The following is a 16062-nucleotide window of genomic DNA, read 5'->3' as shown; positions in this document are numbered from 1 at the left end:
AAAATCTCACCCGGACTGGCGTCCCTGGCCGGGCCAGGCTCAGCGCCAGTTGGGGGTGGCTTCGCCGGTGAGGCGGCGGGCCATGAGGTCGGTCATCGCGAGTCGCATTATCGCTGCGGAGCGGTGCGGGTGTCTCTCGTAGTCGGGGCGAGTCTGCGGTGGTGCATGAGCCAGCCGATGCTGCGCTCGATGGTTCAGCGGCGTACCTCGACTTCGACACCTGGGGACTGCTGCTGACCGTGCTGGTCACCGCGGCCTGCGTGTCCGACACCGCGGCCGGTTCGACCACTTCATCTGCCGGGGTGGAGAGAGAAAGCTCAGCCCCTTCTCTCTCCTCCTCCCCCGAACCACTGAACAGCGCGCCCACCCACTGACACACGACTCGCCACCGGAGCAGGCGCGCGGCAGCTGTCTTACGCGAGTGCCGGCTCGCGCGCCTGGGCGGCGGAGACGAGCCCGGCCAGGGAGGCGCGGGTTTCCGACAGCGCGGAGATCCGCTCGTCCAGGCCCCGGAGGTGTTCCTGGAGGGTCTCCAACCGGCATCCGGCAACCGTTCCGTCCTGGCGGACACAGGGCAGCAAGTCGCGGATGACCCGGGTGGGCAGGCCTGCGTCCAGCAGTGCACGGATGCGGCGGACCACGGCGGGGGCGTTGTCGTCGTAGCGGCGGTGGCCGCCGGCGAGACGGTGGGACTCCAGGAGGCTCTGCTCCTCGTAGTAGCGCAGCAGCCGGACGGAGGTGCCCGTCGCGGCGGCGAGCTCACCGATCTTCATGTGGTGCTCCTCACAACCTCTTGAACCTCACATCAGTGTGAGATCTTAGCGTGAGAGCCATGACGAACACAGATCGCCCCATCGCCCTCTACGGTTTCCTCCGCCCCAGGCCGGAGCGTGCGGACGAGGTCCGGCGCATCCTCTCCTCCTTCGTGGAACCCACCCGCCAAGAGCCCGGCAACCTGCAGTACCACCTCCACGAGCACGAGGACGGCCGCTTCTTCCTGTACGAGGTCTGGCGCTCTCAGGAAGACCTGGACCGGCACAACGCGACGCCCCCACTGCGCGCCTTCCTGGAAAACCTGTCGGTCTTCCTGGAGGACGCCCCGGAGGGCTACTTCGACACCATGCTCAGCCCGTACCCGCAGGCCGAACCGGTCCCCGCCTGAGGGGATGCCCCGGCGGGTCGCCGACGTATGACTACGGCTGGGGTGACCGCGTACCGCTCCGCGGGCGCCACGGTGGTGTCGACAGCGTGGTCCAGGCGCGCAGCCCCCACTCCAGTGGGCCGTAGGCGTGGTGTCGCAGCCACCATCTGCTTGCCACCGCCTGTGCCGCGAACAAGGTCAAGGCGATCGCCACGACTCCGATGGGTGGGACTCGGCCGATCAGTGCGGCCCCGAAGCCGGTGAACAGCAGGGCGCAGGCCAGGGACTGGCCGAGGTAGTTGGTCAGCGACATGCGTCCCGCCGGCGCGAGCACGGTGACCACGCTCTGGCCGCGGCGGCTTCGGACAAGGCGGAGCACGGTCGCCGCGTAGGCGGCGGCCAGCAGCGGAGCGGTGATCACGTCGAGGCCCATGGCGAAGAGCTGGTATGCGGATTCGGGGTGGTTCAAGCTCGCGTCCGCGTACACGATGCCACCCGGCAGTCCGACCGCGAAGCCCGTCAACTGGAGCCGCCGCAGCAGCCGCTGGTGCCGGTCGGTGTCCGCGAGGGCCCGTCGGCGCCCGGCCGCCAGGCCCAGCAGGAAGGCGGCGAGCGCGGATGGCGCCTGGAAGAAGACCAACAGGAAGGCGACGTCCGGCAGTTCCTTGAGGTGGGCCTCCATGATCGATGCCGGTCCGCCGCGCAGCGCCTCGGTCGCCTGGGCCGCGGCGGATGCCGTGGACTGAGGGATCGTGCCGCCCCCGCCCGCGTGGCCGACGGCAAGCGCGAGGAGCACGTACACGACGGCGGTCACCGCGAGGAGTGCCACAGCGATCCATGCCGCGGTGCGGGGCTGGATGCGGCGCAGTGCCAGCAGGATCAGGCCGAGGACGGCGTACAAGGTGAGTATGTCGCCAGGGAAGAGGAAGACGGCGTGCACGACGCCGATCACGAACAGCCCGGCCAGGCGCCTCAGGAAGCGTGGCGTGAAGCGGGCGCCGCGTCGTTCGGCCGAGTCGATATGCAGCGTGAAGCTGTAGCCGAACAGGAACGAGAACAGCAGGAAGAACTTCGCCTCGAAGAAGACCGCCACCAGCCATCGGACGGCTTCGCTCACTGGGCCTCCGAGGCCCGGGTCCTCCAGACCTGTGCCGTGATAGGCGGACGCCATGTAGGTGATGTTGACCATCAGGATGCCGAGCAGCGCGAAGCCGCGCAGCGCGTCCACCTGTGCCAGCCGGGCGCCGCCGCTCTGGCGCCGCTCCCCTGGCGTGGGTGTGGGGAGGGGGTGTGGGGGGCTCTCGTTGCGCGGTCGGACGATCACGTCACTCCCAGTACAAGGCGGCGACCTGCTGTTCGGCTCCTTCGGGGATGCCTCGACGCAGACGAGGGGCGCCCCTGCCACTCCGGTCCACCGTCTCCCGCGGTATGTCCACGCTGCTGCTCCCTCTCTTCGGCTGCGAGCTCTCGAAGGCGTTCGGCCGCAAGCTCGGCAGCGCGCTCGGCCCGCCGGAGAAGGGCCGGGCGTTCCTTGCCGCCCATCTGCACCACGACCGCGGCATCACCGCTCTCGACGGGGCGGGCCGCGTCATCGGCGTCGCCGGCTACGATCTCGCGGGCCGCGCTCTGAACGGCGGCTCGGCACGTGACGTGCTGTCAAAGTACGGCCCACTGCGAGGTCCGCTCCGGCTTGCCCTGCTCGTTCTGCTCACCCGGAAGCCCGCCGAGGGTGAACTCGTGATGGACGGCATCTGCGTGGCGGCGGCGCACCGCGGCGCCGGCATCGGAGCGCTGCTGTTGCGCGAGATCGCCGCCGTGGGTGCCGAGAACGCCTGTCGCCGGATCCGGCTCGACGTCATCGACGTCAACCCGCGCGCCAAGGCCCTCTACGAACGCCACGGGTTCAGCGCCGTGCGCACCCAACAGACGCCGTTTCTGCGGAGGTTGATGGGATTCGGTGCCGTCACCACCATGCACCGTGCCGTCACCCCCGACGACCTGACCGGAGGAAGCCCCCGATGAACCACGCGCGGCCGGACCACGCACAGCGTCCCGAGATTCCCACGCGGCTGCTCGTGCACGCCCTGGTCCGCGAGGACGGCACCGTCGACGCCGGTGAGCTCTACGCCGTCGCCGGGCTCCTCGGCATGACCGACCAGCAGGTCCGGCTGTGCGTCAAACGCCTCGTCACCGAAGGCCGGTTCACCCAGGAAGGGCGAGGGCGCAAGGCCGTACTGCGTGCGGTGCCCGATGCCGCGACCGGCGCCGTCGCACCCGATACCGACCATGTCCGCTACGCCTACCGGCAGGACCGCGGGCTCGCGCCCTGGGACGGCACGTGGCACCTGTTCGCCTTCGCCATCCCGGAGGCACGCCGCACCGACCGCGACGCCCTGCGGGAAGCCCTGCTGCACCTGGGCGCGGCGCCCGTCCAGGGCGGCCTGTACGTCGCCGCCAACCCCATCGCGGAACTGGTCGAGGCCCAGGCCCGCCATCTCGGCGTACTCGACTCCGTCACCTTCCTCACCAGTACCGACCTGCGCATCGGGGACGTCACCGAGCCCCGCCAACTGGCCGCCAACATCTGGCCGTTGGAAGAGATCGCCGATCGGTACGAACGCCTCGCCGACTTCGCCACAACGTGCGCCGAACGACTGGCTCACGGAACAGGCGTGTCCGGGGTCGAGGGGCTCACCCTGGCCGTGGAACTGGCCGCGGGGTTCAGCCGAGCCATGACCCCCGACCCGCTGCTGCCTCCGGAACTATTGCCCCGGCCCTGGCCCGGCAGTCGTGCCCGCCGGCTCACCCAGGAATGCTGGGCCACTCTGCGTACCCTCCCCGCGGCTCAGGACGCCCCTACGTCCCTGCCTCGCCTGTTCCGCCTCTACAGCGACGCCATCACCGCACCCGACGGACAGTGACGCGCCCGGATCGCACCCCACTGCTCAAGTCCGTCAGGTCCGGTGCTCAAGACCGTCAGGTCCGGCGCGCCTTCTCTGCGGTCGTGGGGAGTTCCAGGCGTCGCCCGTGGAAGCGTTGGCGCAGGAGACGGTCGTGCGTCACCACGACCAGCGTGCCGGTGTAGCGGGCCAGGGCTGCCTCGATCTCTTCCACCAAGGCGGGAGCCAAGTGGTTCGTCGGCTCGTCGAGAAGGAGCAGGTCGAGTGGGCCTGCCGTCACGAGCCGGGCCAGTTCGAGCTTGCGGCGCTGCCCGACGGACAGCTTCCGTACGGGAACAGCGAGGTCGGCGGCGTGGAACAGGCCCAGCGCAAGGAGTGCTTCGGCGTGCTCGTCGGGCTGCCCCGCCCTGTCGGCTGCGAACGCCGCGAGGAGCGTGCGGGCATCGAAGGCGGCGTCGGGCGCGCTCTGCTGGCGCAGGAATCCGACCCGGCATGGTCGGCGCAGGACACCGGCGTCAGGCGTCAATTCCCCTGCCAGCAACTGGAGGAGGGTGCTCTTGCCCGCACCGTTGGGCCCGGTGACGAGGAGCCGGTCGCCGGGGGCGAGTTCCAGGAACAGAACACGCAACCGCCCCCCAACCAGGACGTCTTCCAGGTGCACCGCCGTCGAGGTCTCGTCGGCGGTCGGCGCGCCTTCGACGCGGCCCGTGAACCGCAGTGGCTGCGGAGGAGGCGGAACGGGGTGCTCCGTGAGCCGCTGCAACCGCTCGCGTGCGTTGCGGATGCGACTCTGGGCGCCGTGCGCCCGCGAGCGCGCGCGAAACGCACCGGCGCCACTGAACGCCCACGGCCCCTTGCGGGGGATCCCGGCCAGCATCCCGATACTGGCGTCGGCGAGGCGTTCTTGGCGGGCGATCTCGTTGCGCCATTGCTCGTGCTCCCACGCCCATCGGGCGCGGGCCGCCGCCTTGGCGGCGAGGAAGCCGGCGTATCCATTGCCGTGGCTCCGTACCGTGTGCTGATCCTGGTCGACCTCCAGGATGGTGCCGGTGACGCGTTCCAGGAACGCCCGGTCGTGCGTGGCCACGATGACCGTGCCCCGATGACGGTGCAGATGCCCTTCGAGCCAGGCCACGGCCTCGTCGTCCAGGTCATTGGTCGGCTCGTCGAGCAGCAGCAGTTCAGGGGCCGAGGCGAGAGTCGCGGCGAGCGCGAGCCGGGAGCGCTGCCCTCCGGAGAGGGTGCTCAGCACACGCTCCCGGTCCAGTGGCGCGCGCTCGCCGAGCCTGCGCAGCGTCACCTCGACCCGGCGATCCGCTCCGTGCCCGCCCCGCGCGTCGAACTCGGCCACCAGCGCGGCGTAGCGCTCGAGCTCAGCAGGTCCGGCCGCGCCCAGTGTGGCCTCGGTGGCACGAATACGGCGCTCCAGGGCGCGCAGTTTGCTCAGTACGTGATCCACGGCATCGCCCACGCGCGCCGAGCCTGGCAGATCGAGCGTCTGGCCGAGGTGGCCGATCCCGCCCGGCGCCACGACGGTCAGGCTGCCGTTGTCGACCGGCTCCTGTCCTGCCAGCAGCCGCAGGAGGGTGGACTTCCCGGAGCCGTTGTCCCCGACGATCCCGACCTTCTCGCCCGGCCGGACGGTAAAGGACACGCGGTCCAGCACCACGCGGTCGCCGTAGCGCTTGGTCACCTCGGCAAGAGCGATTTGGGACGTGATGAGAGGAGAGGCGGTGGCGGTGGTGTCGGCGGAAGCACAGTGCAAGAGCAGTCCTTTGCTGGGCGAACAGGTTCATGCGTACGGCAAGCAGGAGGAGCACCAGTTGCCGACCGATGAGCAAGAACCTAGACGATACGATCCGTCTCGTCAAGCTGTTGCCCGCGGTGCCAGCACCGCCAGCAGGTGCTCCGAGCGCCGGGCCGGTGACGCCGGCTGCGTCTCTTTAGTGCGGTGGCGGTGGCGGTGGCGGTGGCGGCCCTATCGGTCCAGGAGTGATTGCAGCAGGGCCGTGTACTGGGCGCCCGTGTCGAACGGCGCGTAGCGGGGTGGGGCATCCGCGCTGGTGCACTGCTCCAAGGGCGCGACGACGGTGCTATGGGCGGGGCGGTGTTTGTACTGGATGGAGATTCGATCGGTGGTCACCGCGCCGACGCGGTGCGTCGCCGCACGGTAGATGCCGTTCGTGGCCCGCTCCAGGTAGTCCCCGAGGAAGACGAACACCGCGTCAGGGACCGGAGGAACGGAGATCCAGGTGCCGTCCTCGTCCTGCACCTGCAGGCCCGGTTCGTCCTGGAGTACGACGGTGAAGTAGGCGTGGTCGATGTGCGGTGACATCGCATAGTCGACGTTGTTGGCGATGTCGGCGCCGTGTCCGGGCCGGTAGAAGTTGAGGCCGAGGCGGTGCATGGGCGAGGCCTGACAGGAGCCGGTGAGCGCACCGCCCAGGGAGAGGTCCTTGGCGCATGCCGCGAGGAGTTGGTTCCCCAGGAGCACCAGGCTTTCGAAGAGCGCGGAGCAGTTCGCGAAGGGGCCGTGGAAAAAGCCGGACGACGGCTCCACGGCAAGGGTGTGGGTGGTCCTCCCGATCCGGTACTGCTCGCAGGCCTCGCCACCCGCGTGCAGGGTGCTCTTCTCCTGCCCCACCCCTCGGTAGCCCAGGAACTGCGAGCGGGCACTGGCGAGTTCAGGGTGGCTTCGCCGGTGAGTCTCCGGGGCATGAGGTCGATCATCGCGAGGCGGATCATCGCCTCGGAGCGGTGCGGGTGTCGCTCGTAGTCGCGGGCGAGTCTGCGGTGGAGCATGAGACACCCCCGCCCCTAGACGGGAAATGCCCAGCACTGAGCCTTCTGCAACTCCCTTTGGACGATGCTTCCTTTGGTGATGTGCGGCGGAACGAGGCATCGGTAACGGGCGAGAGAGTGATCGCTGGCCTTGCAGTAGCGAAACGGGGTAGCAGCACTGCATGAAGCTGCAACCGCGTTTCACGCTGGCCGCGACCACTCTTGATGCACCAGACGCCCACGAGTTGGTGCAGTTCTATCAGGGCCTGCTCGGGTGGCCGATGCGGAAGGAGGAACCCGGCTGGGTTGAGATCGCTCCGCCCGATGGCAGTGCCGGGCTGTCATTTCAGACAGAGCCGCTCTTCACCCGCCCGCGGTGGCCTTCCACACGGTCCGAGCAGCAGATGATGCTGCATCTGGACATCGAGGTGAACGATCTTTCATCAGCCGTCGAGCATGCTCTTGCCCTGGGGGCCACGGTGACGGACTTCCAGCCTCAAGATGATGTACGCGTCCTGTGCGACCCGGCGGGCCACCCGTTCTGCCTCTTCGTGCCAACCGGATCGAGCGACTGACATGCTGGCTCAGGTGGTGAGCCTGCGGTCGCCGATGAGGGCTGCGGCGATGGCGACGAAGGCAAGGAAGGCCCGTTGACCGAACTAACTAGCAACTTCTCGCAGGTCAGCGGACGTTCTGCTAGCTTCCTGCCGTGCCCGATGAGAGTTCTGAAAGAGACCTGCGCGGCTTTGTGCTGCCCGAGTTAGGCCAGCTACTCGAGACCGGAGATCGTTGGGAGCCGTTCAGGTTGCTAGATCGGTTCGGGAAGCCGGTCGAGCCGACCAGGCTGTATCTGAGGGAGCTCGCAGCTCGTGACAGTTCACCGCTGACCCCCCGCTCGTACGGCATGGATCTTTTGCGTTGGTTCAGGTTTCTGTGGGCCCTCGATGTTGCGTGGGACCGCGCAACCCGTAACGAAGCGCGAGATTTCATGTGGTGGATGAAGATCGCGGATAAGCCGGTCCGGCCTCATTGGCGACGCGGACGGGATGGCTTGTCCGACGTCCTCCCCGTGCAGACGGGCAGACTCGCGCCGGGGACTCCGAACCCAGTGACGGGGAAACCGACGGTCGGAGTGAAGTACGCATCGAGCACTCGTGCTCACTGCGAGACGGTGCTGCGGCAGTTCTACAACTTCCACTTGGACAGCAGCACGGGTTCTCTACTGATCAACCCATTTCCGCTGGTCCGCCCTGGTCGACTCACGCAGGGCCGCCAGTCAGGCCGGGATGGCAAGCACAGAGATCAGCGGGCGGGTCTCTACCGGCCGAAGGTTCCTGAGCGGATTCCACGACGCATTCCCGATGAGATGTACACCGAAGTCTTCGCTGGTCTTCGTTCTCATCGCGACCGTGCCCTGCTGGCATTTTGGGTAGCCACCGGCGCCCGTGCCGAGGAACTCCTTTCCGCCACGCAAGGCGGCGCGATCGTGGGCCAACAGATCATTGGCGTGGTCCGCAAGGGAAGCCGGGACTATCAGGAGCTTCCCGCCAGCCCGGATGCATTTGTCTGGTTGAGGCTCTACCAGGAGGAATCTTGGAAAAAGGGAGTCCCTCGGGGCCGGTCGCAACCGCTGTAGTGGACCCTGCGGCGCCCATGGCGACCACTGGAGTACGACGCGGCACGCATGATGTTCAACCGCGCTAATGAACTCCTGGGCGCTAACTGGACGTTGCACGACCTTCGGCACACCGCTACGTATCTGATGCTCGACGATGCGGGCCTGGCACCGGTCTACGTGCAGAAGATCCTCGGTCACAGGTACCTGTCGACCCTCGACATCTACAACCGTCCCACCAGAGAGGACGTCATCTCCGCGGGGCTTGCCCACCACGCCCGCCAAGAACGACGGCGCACCGAGCTTCCTCCTTCCGCAGCGGAGCCGTCCTACAACCCCGCGTCACTGTCCGTTCTCTTCGGCCGGGATCTGTCATGACCCACGCTGCGGCGCAGGCTCTCTCAAGCTACGTTCCTCCGGATACGAGCTTGTCGGGTGCCGAGTCACGCACCTTGATGAACCGTTTCCCACATCGGGAGAGGCCGCGTGCATGGCCGGCTACGGTGGCCTCGCGCGAGGAGGTCCTCCAGCGATTAACGCGCCCGCCGCTTCGCCTTGCGGGCGAATATGCTCGGGCCAACCGGATGTTCGGAACACGCCTATTGCTGGACTGGCTCGCGACCTTCCCCGGCGAGACCTGGCAGCAGCGTTGGCAGGCAAGCCCTGCACAAGGCCAGCGGATCACGGACCAGACCTGGAAGAGTGCCTACGTGACGTGGGCCGGTGCGCAAGGCCGGGCGTCGCGGCACCAGACAATGTTGGTAGGGCTCCTGACGCTCCTTTGTGCAGACGTTCTGAGACCCGACCCTGCGTTCCTCATCGGGTATCGGTCGCGGCATCTTCGCCCGGCTATGGAGGTGGCTCGCGACCCCGAAGGCTTTGCGCGGCTGCGGGCGTCGCTACCAGCGAGCGCCGTCTCTTCAGAACAAGGCCCATCGGCGCTGAAGACCATCGCGGAGATCATGGCCTGCATGGGCGGTGGCATTGAGGACATCTTCGTTGGCGACCTGCTGCTCTGGCACGCCACGAACCCGACCAACAGCAATCGGCGGATCGAACTCGCCTATACATGGCTGCGTGACTTGGGTCAGTTCCCTTCGGACTCACCGCATACGTTTTTCCGGATCTCACACCGCACCGGGCAGCTGGCACCTGCCGAACTGGTAGACCGTTACAACCTGCAGTGAGCCTCTTCCAACCTGATGACTGTGCATGGTCGTTGGTGGCGGAGGGTTGTACGGAACGACGAAGCTCCTGGTAGACGGGTTCACGACCAAGATCACCCTGTCCGCCAGGAGCTTCGCGTGCTTGTCTACCCGTCCGCCATTGATCTGTCCAGCCGCACTTTGCGCTTCCTGAGCAGGCAACTTGCCGCACGGAGAGGCAAGGTCGGTACCCGGTGGCGACGTCTTTCCACCGGGCGGCAGGCCCTGCTCGCCCCGGCCCATCTGCGGTGCGGTGACACCTACGCCCGGCTCGCCACAGGGTTCAACATCGGCATCGCCACGGCCTACCGCTACATACGAGAGGCCATCGATGTACTCGCCGCTCTCGCCCCCACGCTGACCGAGGCCATGGCAACCGCGCGACGCAAAGCCTTCGTCATCCTGGACGGCACCTTGCTGCCGATCGACCGGATCGCCGCCGACCGCCCGTACTACTCGGGGAAACATAAACGTCACGGCATGAACGTGCAGGTGCTGACCGACCCCTTTGGCCGTCTCATCTGGGCATCTCCGGCCCTGCCCGGTTCCACCCACGATCTGCCGGCGCTCGCGCTCACGGACTCGTCGCGGCCCTGGCAGACGCCGACCTGGAGTGCTGGGCCGATCGCGCCTACCAGGGCGCCGGCCGCCACATCCGCGTCCCGATCCGAGGCCGGAAGTTCAAGCGATGGCAGCGACGTCACAACACCACCCACGCCAAGATCCGGTGCGTCGGCGAACAGGCCATGGCCACCCTGAAGTGCTGGCGCATCCTCCGGAAGATCCGATGCAGCACCACACGGATCACCAGCCTCGTGCGAGCGATACTCGCCCTTCACCTCGCTACTTCAGCATGAGGTTGGAAAAGGCTCACTGCGGTGGCCGCACCGCCAGAGCCTTCGTGACGAGCTTCATCCACGCGGAGGATCTATACCACCCCGACTCAGGCCACGGGCCACGCTCTACAAGCGGCGGGCCAGCAGGTGGGTGTCGAGGAAGCCCCGCTCAGCCGCTGGGTCGTGGAGCAACCGAGCCACCGTGACGAGTCCGGCCCCGGCCAGCAATTCGGCAAACTGCTCCGCCGGCCAGCTATAGGCGGGCGCTACCTTGTGGTCGAAGCTGACCGGCTCCGGCCCTTTGGTCCCGAAGAAGGACACCAGGAGCAGGCCCCTTGGCGCCAGGACACGCACCTGCTCAGCAAGCAGCGCGGGCAATTCTGCAGGTGGGGTATGGATCATCGAGTAGTGGGCCAGCACTCCGCCGAGCGCGCCGTCCTCGACCGGCAGGGCCTCCATTCGCGCTTCGTCGAACCGCAGCGCCGGATGGGCCCGCCGGGCGTGGGCGACCATAGCCGGGGAGAGGTCGAGCCCGAAGGCGTCCAACCCCAAATCGTGCAGCATGGCCGTCAGATGACCGGGCCCGCACCCGACGTCGGCTGCCCGCAGGTTCCCCGTGCCACGCACGAGCTCGGCGAAGGTGCCGATCATGCTCCGCGCGAACGGCTGTGTCTCCAACCGATTAGCGAACATCGATGCATACAGCTCGACGACCCCGTCGTAGGCCGCCCTGGTCTCGTCCTGGTGTTTTAACACGGGAAGGAAACTAACACCCGCGCCGTTCGCAGCCGTTCTCCGGCCTCCTGCCAGCCCTTCCTCTCGGGGCTGATCGTCCCCGTTACCTGGTCACGGGACGCCCCGGTAGTTCGGAGAAGTGCTCGGCCTTGCGTTCATAGCGGCGGTGCAGGCGTCGGCATCCGGTCAGCCAACACACCGTCCTTTCGACGACCCTGTGGTGGCGGCGATCAGTGGCCCCCTTTTACGGCCCTGAGGCTGACGGAGTCGATCGCGCACCGAAGTCACCATCCCTGTCGGCGGCGCCCTCAACCCGGGCTCCGGCACGAACTGGGAGAGTACCGACGGCGAGGAGAGCGTGAATGGTGGCGCGCTTGGCGCGAGTGCGTTCGGCGAAGGTGCCCGGTCGGCTCTCCGGCAAGTTCAGTGCGTTGAGCTGAGCTTGACGCTGGCGTCGCGGTCCGGCGATCGGGCCTTGGCGCTGGCGCAACTCATCCAGCGGTCGGGACATCGCGGGGCCGTCCGGGCTCAGGTGTCGTCGCGGTTGAGGGTGTTGGCGATGCGTTCGGCGAGAGCGTGGCGTAGTTGAGGGGGCAGCCGTTCGGTTGCGAGGGCGTCGTACAGCCACAGACCATCCGCGGCAAGGCGGGCGATGAACTGATCGAGCGCGTCAGGGTCGTCGCCGTCGGTGGCGGTCAGGGGTGGGGCCCATCGTTCCATGACCGCGTCCCAAGGGGCCGCGTGCCCGGGAGTTGTAGAGCCTTCGAGTATGAAGAGGAGCTCGGCCCGGGTGGCGCTCTGGGTGGCGACGCGGGTGTAGGCGGCAAGCCGCTCGGTGGGGGTCGCTTCGTCCGCCGGCTTTCCCGCCGCCGCGGCGATATCCGCCTCCCATTGGTCGGCGAGGTGCTGGTGGATGGCCTGGACGAGGTCTTCGCGGGAGGCGAAGTGGTAGAGGAGTCCCCCCTTGGTCAGGCCCGCCTCGGCGGCGACGGAGTCGAAGGTGTTCTCTCCCAGGAGGTTGTGGACGGGTAAGCCAGGTCTCGGCTGAGGGATTTTGAAGGGGTGTGACCCAGATACGCCAGAAACCCGCCATAACTTGATCTTGGCCTGCTGAGTGCCTGACGCTGTCGGGGATCTTGGCGATGACGGTCGGCGATGCCTTCGCCATCTCCGTCTCCAAGATCCCCGACCTCGCCACCCGCGATCAGCTCTGCGTCTCCTCGCGGCGTTCCACAGCGGCCGCACCGGGTATGACGAGCAGCTTGCCGGTGGTGCGCCGAGCCTCCAGATCGCTGTGGGCCTGGGCGGCCTCGGACAACGCGTAACGGCCCGTTACGGTGATCTCAAGCGCCTTGGAGCGCACCCACTCGAACACATCGGCGGCCCGTCGGAGCAGTTCGGACCGATCGGCGATGAAGTCCCCGAGGCTGGGCCGGATCAGGGTCAGCGAACCGCCCTGGGCGAGCCGCATCGGATCAAACGGCGGCACGGCACCACTTGCCGCGCCGAAGAGCACGAGACGGCCGCGGGTGCGCAGGCTGGCGAGGCTCGCATCGAAGGTGTGCGCGCCGACGCCGTCGAAGACAACCGGCAGTCCCTGACCGCCGTTGAGCCGCCTCACCTCGGCTGCGAGATCGTCGACCGCGGAGGAAAGGATCACCTCGGCGGCCCCGGCACGCTTCGCCAGCTCGGCCTTCGCCGTGGTCGACGTCGTGCCGATCACCCTGCCGCCGAGATGGGTGATGAGCTGGGTCAAAAGCAGCCCCATGCCACCAGCGGCCGCATGCACGAGCACCGTGTCGCCCCCCTGAACCGGGTAGGCGTCCTTGACGAGATAGTGCGCGGTCATGCCTTGGAGGAGCACGGCGGCGGCTGTCTCGAAGCCGATATCGTCGGGCAGCGGCACCAGCCGGGAGGAGTCCACGACGGCCCGCTCGGCATACGTGCCGGGAATCTCCACCCAACCGACCCGGTCCCCGACTGCGACGTCAGCGACGCCGGGTCCAACTTCGATGACCGTGCCGGCGCCCTCAGCGCCCGGGGTGAAGGGCAGCGGGAGGCTGTACCGGCCTTCGCGGTGGTAGACGTCTAGGAAGTTGACCCCGGATGCGGCGACCTCCACGATCGCCTCGCCCGGACCCGGCCGCGGCTGGTCCACCTTGGCCTCCTGCAGCATCTCGGGACCGCCCACTTCGTACACCTGAATCGCTCGCATGTTCCTCCAATTAACGGCTCATCCCCACCAACCCCGTTGATGGCGATCCGATTCCCGGCACTTCGCCCGGCCCCACGCAAGGTGGCGCTGACCGTTGACTACGCTGCCCAGGTGAGGCGGAAAGCCCCTGAGAATGCCGTCACCTACGGACATCGGCCGGTGGGCAGCGCGATGGGGGTGCCTCGCTGCCTGAGTACGTCGTTTTCAAGGGTGAGTTGGCGGACGGCTTCTCCGTACAGGTGCAGGGTCCTGCGTAGGTCGGCGTTCTTTTGCCGCAGGCGCCTCAGGTTGTTCTGGCCGTCTCCGGTGTCCTGGGACGGGATTTCCGGCTGGCTGGCAGGCGTCGCGCGGGGTTGGAAGTAGCCGGTGATCAGGTCTTGGTGGTGACGGTAGAAGGTGGCGTGGGTGACGTCGAGGCGCCGCTCGACCGCAGTGACCGTGGCCCGGCGGACGGCGTCCGCCACTTCGGCGAGAACGGCCTCCATCGCGGCGCGGACGGCGTCCGCGTCGGGCATCGCGAGTTTCATGTGGGCTCCGGGGTGTGTCCGGTGAGGAATTCGGCGAATTCCTGGCGCTGCTGCTGGAGGCGGTGGCGGATGTAGGGGGCGAGACGGTCGCCTTGGGCCAGGGTCTGGTCGAGCTCGGCGAGGTGCCGGGCGTGGGCGTCGCGGTTGCCCGAGGTGAGGGCGCTGTTGCGGCAGGCGAGCGACCGGCAGTCCCCGAGTGCGCCATAGACGAGACGAGACGTGACGGGCGTCGCGGCCACGTGCCGCAGCGGCCGCTCAGAGATGGCCGTCCAAGAACTGCCGTACCTCGGCGATGGTCATGGGTCCCGTGCCGTGCGCCACCGCCGCCCCCTCCTTCAGCAGGACGTACGACGGGGCTCCGGTGATCCCGTATCGCTCGGTTGCGGCCGGACAACGCGTGATGTCGGTGCGGACAGCCGTCAGGCGGCCCGTGTAGTCGTCGGCGATGCCACCCACGACCAGGTCCATCACCCGGCAGGGCTCGATTGCCTTGGGCCATGTCCCGGTGAAGTATGCGAGGACCGGAACTCCGCTCATCCCGAGGATGAAATCGAACTCCGCGTCCTCGCGGGGTTGGTGAATGCGCTTCGCCATGGAAGCTCCTGACCTCAACGTTCCGTCATTCCATCCCCATCATCCCTCGCGCGATGTGCCAGCCCGGCCCGGTCGGTCGTCCGGCTGGCCTGCCGGAAGGGAGGCACAGGGAGGCACGGGGCTGTCGCAGAACCATGGCGGTTCCCGGCGCGAGCGGCCCGGCCTTCCGCCCCTGGTGTCCCGGCCTGGCCGCCCTGCCGGTCACGGAGTTGCAGCCCGCGGCGCCCGTGAGTCAGCTCGTACCAGGACAGCGTTCTCCACGACGACATGGAGGGCCGCATGAGCCAGCGGATGGCACCGAGAACGAAACACGACTCCTGGACCGCTCGCGGACGCGGTCGTCGATGGTCAACATACGCGTCAGCTGCCCCGAAGCCCGACCGCCAGCGTCAGTTCAAGGATCCGGTGTGGCGATGCGAGATCCGGAAACAGCTCCCGCAGCTGCGACATCCGGTACCGGACTGTCTGGGGATGGACGAACAACGCCGCCGCCACCTCCTCCCGCCTGCCCTGGTGCAGCAGCCACGCCCGCAAGGTCTCCTCCAGCCGCCGTGCGGTCGCGACCGGCAAGGTCCGCAACGGTGCGAGGGCTCGGGTACGCAAGTCTGCGAGCGCGTCGGCGTCGGCGCTCAGCACCAGCTCGGGCAGGTGGTCCTCGGTGTCGCGAATATCAGAGGAGAGGGAGCGGGCGCGTACGGCTCGTGCGTACGAGGCGGACGCTCGAATCCATGGCCGGGCCGGGCCGACCACGGCGGTGCGGTCGGTCAGCTGCCGCAAGAGATGTGATCGGTCGGCGTCGGGGACGAGCAGCGCACCGGTGGCGTCCGGCAGATCGTCGAGGACGAGGGTGCTCGGGTCGAGCGCGCGGTAGGCAGGCCGGGCCTGGGCGGCGGGCAGCAGGACCGCGGTCAGCGAAACCGGAGGCTGCCATCCGGCCCGTTGAGCAGAGGCAAGGAGCACGTCCGGGCTCGCGCCGGCGAGGAGGTCGCGGGCCAGATGTTCCAGGTGGCGCTCGTGCGCCCTGCCCCGGGCGGCCAGTTCGTCGGCGTGGCCCGCGGCGCTCGCGGCGGAGAGCTCGTCGATGTAGGCGAAGGTCAGCTCGGCGAACTTGGCGACCTCTGCGGCGGGCAGACCTGCGGGTACGGCACCCGCTGCCAGGCATCGCCAGGCCACGCGGGCGCCGACGCGGTAGGCGCTGAGCAGGGCGTCCATCGAACGGCCGTCGCGCACCTCGCCGCGGCCCAGCTCGTAGGCTGCGTCACCGGCGTCGCCGCCTGTGGCGTGCCCGCTCGCGAGGTCCAGGTAGTGCCCCAGGGCGGTGCGGACGGCTCGGCGGATGGTGGCGCCCATGCTGCCCGAAAGGGCGTTGGCGTAGGAAGGCACCTCGTCGATGATCGCCTGGACGACCTCGTCGGCGGTGGTCCTCAGCGCGGCCCGCAGTGCGGTGACCGTCGTCTCGTCCAGGGCCAGTTCGCTGGCCCTCTGGATTGCATGGCTCATGTTTTTGTTCCCT

Annotated in this window: 17 protein-coding genes and 4 pseudogenes; 8 read left to right on the top strand and 13 right to left on the bottom strand. The window is 68.2% G+C overall.

Translation table 11 applies throughout. From position 1 onward, the window contains the following. Positions 1-39: 39 nt before the first annotated feature. Together AB0I94_RS37855 and AB0I94_RS37850 are read right to left on the bottom strand one after the other, a co-directional pair. Positions 40-203 (bottom strand): annotated as a pseudogene (locus tag AB0I94_RS37855) (IS5/IS1182 family transposase); the annotation flags it as partial. Positions 204-413: 210 nt separating this feature from the next. After that, the gene (locus AB0I94_RS37850) at positions 414-773 is read right to left on the bottom strand and encodes a MerR family transcriptional regulator (RefSeq protein ID WP_363314333.1); all 360 of its coding nucleotides are present in this window, start codon (positions 771-773) and stop codon (positions 414-416) included. A gap of 59 nt (positions 774-832) precedes the next feature. Here AB0I94_RS37850 and AB0I94_RS37845 point away from each other — a divergent pair, with 59 nt between their 5' ends. Then, positions 833-1162: a putative quinol monooxygenase gene (locus AB0I94_RS37845; RefSeq protein ID WP_363314332.1), complete on the top strand. Its 330-nt coding sequence runs from the start codon at positions 833-835 to the stop codon at positions 1160-1162. A gap of 31 nt (positions 1163-1193) precedes the next feature. Here the strand turns inward: AB0I94_RS37845 and AB0I94_RS37840 are convergent, their stop codons facing one another. Further along, entirely contained in the window at positions 1194-2465 is a 1272-nt protein-coding gene (locus AB0I94_RS37840) for a DUF418 domain-containing protein (protein ID WP_363314331.1), read from the bottom strand. Positions 2466-2569: 104 nt separating this feature from the next. Here AB0I94_RS37840 and AB0I94_RS37835 point away from each other — a divergent pair, with 104 nt between their 5' ends. Then, a complete protein-coding gene (locus AB0I94_RS37835; protein WP_363314330.1) occupies positions 2570-3163 on the top strand; it encodes a GNAT family N-acetyltransferase in 594 nt (197 codons plus the stop codon). Then, positions 3160-4062, top strand: a complete 903-nt coding sequence (locus AB0I94_RS37830) for a PaaX family transcriptional regulator C-terminal domain-containing protein (RefSeq protein WP_363314329.1) — start codon at positions 3160-3162, stop codon at positions 4060-4062. The genes AB0I94_RS37835 and AB0I94_RS37830 overlap by 4 nt, the downstream gene beginning before the upstream one ends. A 55-nt stretch (positions 4063-4117) precedes the next feature. On the opposite strand, the gene abc-f is transcribed toward AB0I94_RS37830, so the two are convergent. From abc-f to AB0I94_RS37815, 3 genes and pseudogenes are all read right to left on the bottom strand, one after another. Continuing rightward, the gene (gene abc-f, locus AB0I94_RS37825; RefSeq protein WP_363314328.1) at positions 4118-5806 is read right to left on the bottom strand and encodes a ribosomal protection-like ABC-F family protein; all 1689 of its coding nucleotides are present in this window, start codon (positions 5804-5806) and stop codon (positions 4118-4120) included. Between the two features lie 213 nt (positions 5807-6019). Then, positions 6020-6685: a 2OG-Fe(II) oxygenase family protein gene (locus tag AB0I94_RS37820; protein WP_363314327.1), complete on the bottom strand. Its 666-nt coding sequence runs from the start codon at positions 6683-6685 to the stop codon at positions 6020-6022. A 44-nt stretch (positions 6686-6729) separates the two neighbouring features. Beyond that, a pseudogene (locus AB0I94_RS37815) lies at positions 6730-6852 on the bottom strand (IS5/IS1182 family transposase); the annotation flags it as partial. A gap of 152 nt (positions 6853-7004) precedes the next feature. Here AB0I94_RS37815 and AB0I94_RS37810 point away from each other — a divergent pair. The 5 genes and pseudogenes from AB0I94_RS37810 to AB0I94_RS37790 all read left to right on the top strand — a co-directional run bounded on the left by AB0I94_RS37810 (position 7005) and on the right by AB0I94_RS37790 (position 10499). Next, the gene (locus AB0I94_RS37810) at positions 7005-7397 is read left to right on the top strand and encodes a VOC family protein (protein WP_363314326.1); all 393 of its coding nucleotides are present in this window, start codon (positions 7005-7007) and stop codon (positions 7395-7397) included. Between the two features lie 134 nt (positions 7398-7531). Next, complete coding sequence (locus AB0I94_RS37805; RefSeq protein WP_363314325.1) at positions 7532-8458, top strand: integrase; 927 nt, start codon at positions 7532-7534, stop codon at positions 8456-8458. Between the two features lie 6 nt (positions 8459-8464). After that, entirely contained in the window at positions 8465-8815 is a 351-nt protein-coding gene (locus AB0I94_RS37800; RefSeq protein ID WP_363314357.1) for a site-specific integrase, read from the top strand. Positions 8816-8940: 125 nt separating this feature from the next. After that, complete coding sequence (locus AB0I94_RS37795) at positions 8941-9624, top strand: hypothetical protein (protein ID WP_363314324.1); 684 nt, start codon at positions 8941-8943, stop codon at positions 9622-9624. Positions 9625-9741: 117 nt separating this feature from the next. Then, positions 9742-10499: pseudogene (locus AB0I94_RS37790) on the top strand (transposase family protein). Positions 10500-10604: 105 nt separating this feature from the next. On the opposite strand, the gene AB0I94_RS37785 reads toward AB0I94_RS37790, so the two are convergent. The 7 genes and pseudogenes from AB0I94_RS37785 to AB0I94_RS37755 form a co-directional block, all read right to left on the bottom strand. Continuing rightward, positions 10605-11234, bottom strand: a complete 630-nt coding sequence (locus AB0I94_RS37785) for a class I SAM-dependent methyltransferase (RefSeq protein WP_363314323.1) — start codon at positions 11232-11234, stop codon at positions 10605-10607. 507 nt (positions 11235-11741) lie between these two features. Further along, positions 11742-12215: pseudogene (locus AB0I94_RS37780) on the bottom strand (TetR family transcriptional regulator); the annotation flags it as partial. Positions 12216-12417: 202 nt separating this feature from the next. Then, on the bottom strand, positions 12418-13428 hold the full coding sequence (locus AB0I94_RS37775; protein WP_363314322.1) for a quinone oxidoreductase: 1011 nt from the start codon (positions 13426-13428) through the stop codon (positions 12418-12420). A gap of 143 nt (positions 13429-13571) precedes the next feature. Beyond that, a complete protein-coding gene (locus AB0I94_RS37770) occupies positions 13572-13955 on the bottom strand; it encodes a hypothetical protein (RefSeq protein WP_363314321.1) in 384 nt (127 codons plus the stop codon). Further along, positions 13952-14194 (bottom strand): hypothetical protein, encoded by a 243-nt coding sequence (locus AB0I94_RS37765; protein WP_363314320.1) that lies wholly within the window; start codon positions 14192-14194, stop codon positions 13952-13954. Before AB0I94_RS37765 ends, AB0I94_RS37770 begins: the two co-directional genes overlap by 4 nt. 16 nt (positions 14195-14210) lie before the next feature. After that, a complete protein-coding gene (locus tag AB0I94_RS37760; protein WP_363314319.1) occupies positions 14211-14549 on the bottom strand; it encodes a thioredoxin domain-containing protein in 339 nt (112 codons plus the stop codon). Positions 14550-14909: 360 nt separating this feature from the next. Beyond that, positions 14910-16049 (bottom strand): helix-turn-helix domain-containing protein, encoded by a 1140-nt coding sequence (locus AB0I94_RS37755; protein ID WP_363314318.1) that lies wholly within the window; start codon positions 16047-16049, stop codon positions 14910-14912. Positions 16050-16062 lie beyond the last annotated feature (13 nt).

The organism is Streptomyces sp. NPDC050147 (genome assembly GCF_040660195.1).
In the GTDB taxonomy this organism is placed as follows: Bacteria; Actinomycetota; Actinomycetes; order Streptomycetales; family Streptomycetaceae; genus Streptomyces.
This window is presented reverse-complemented; position numbering and strand designations above follow the sequence as displayed.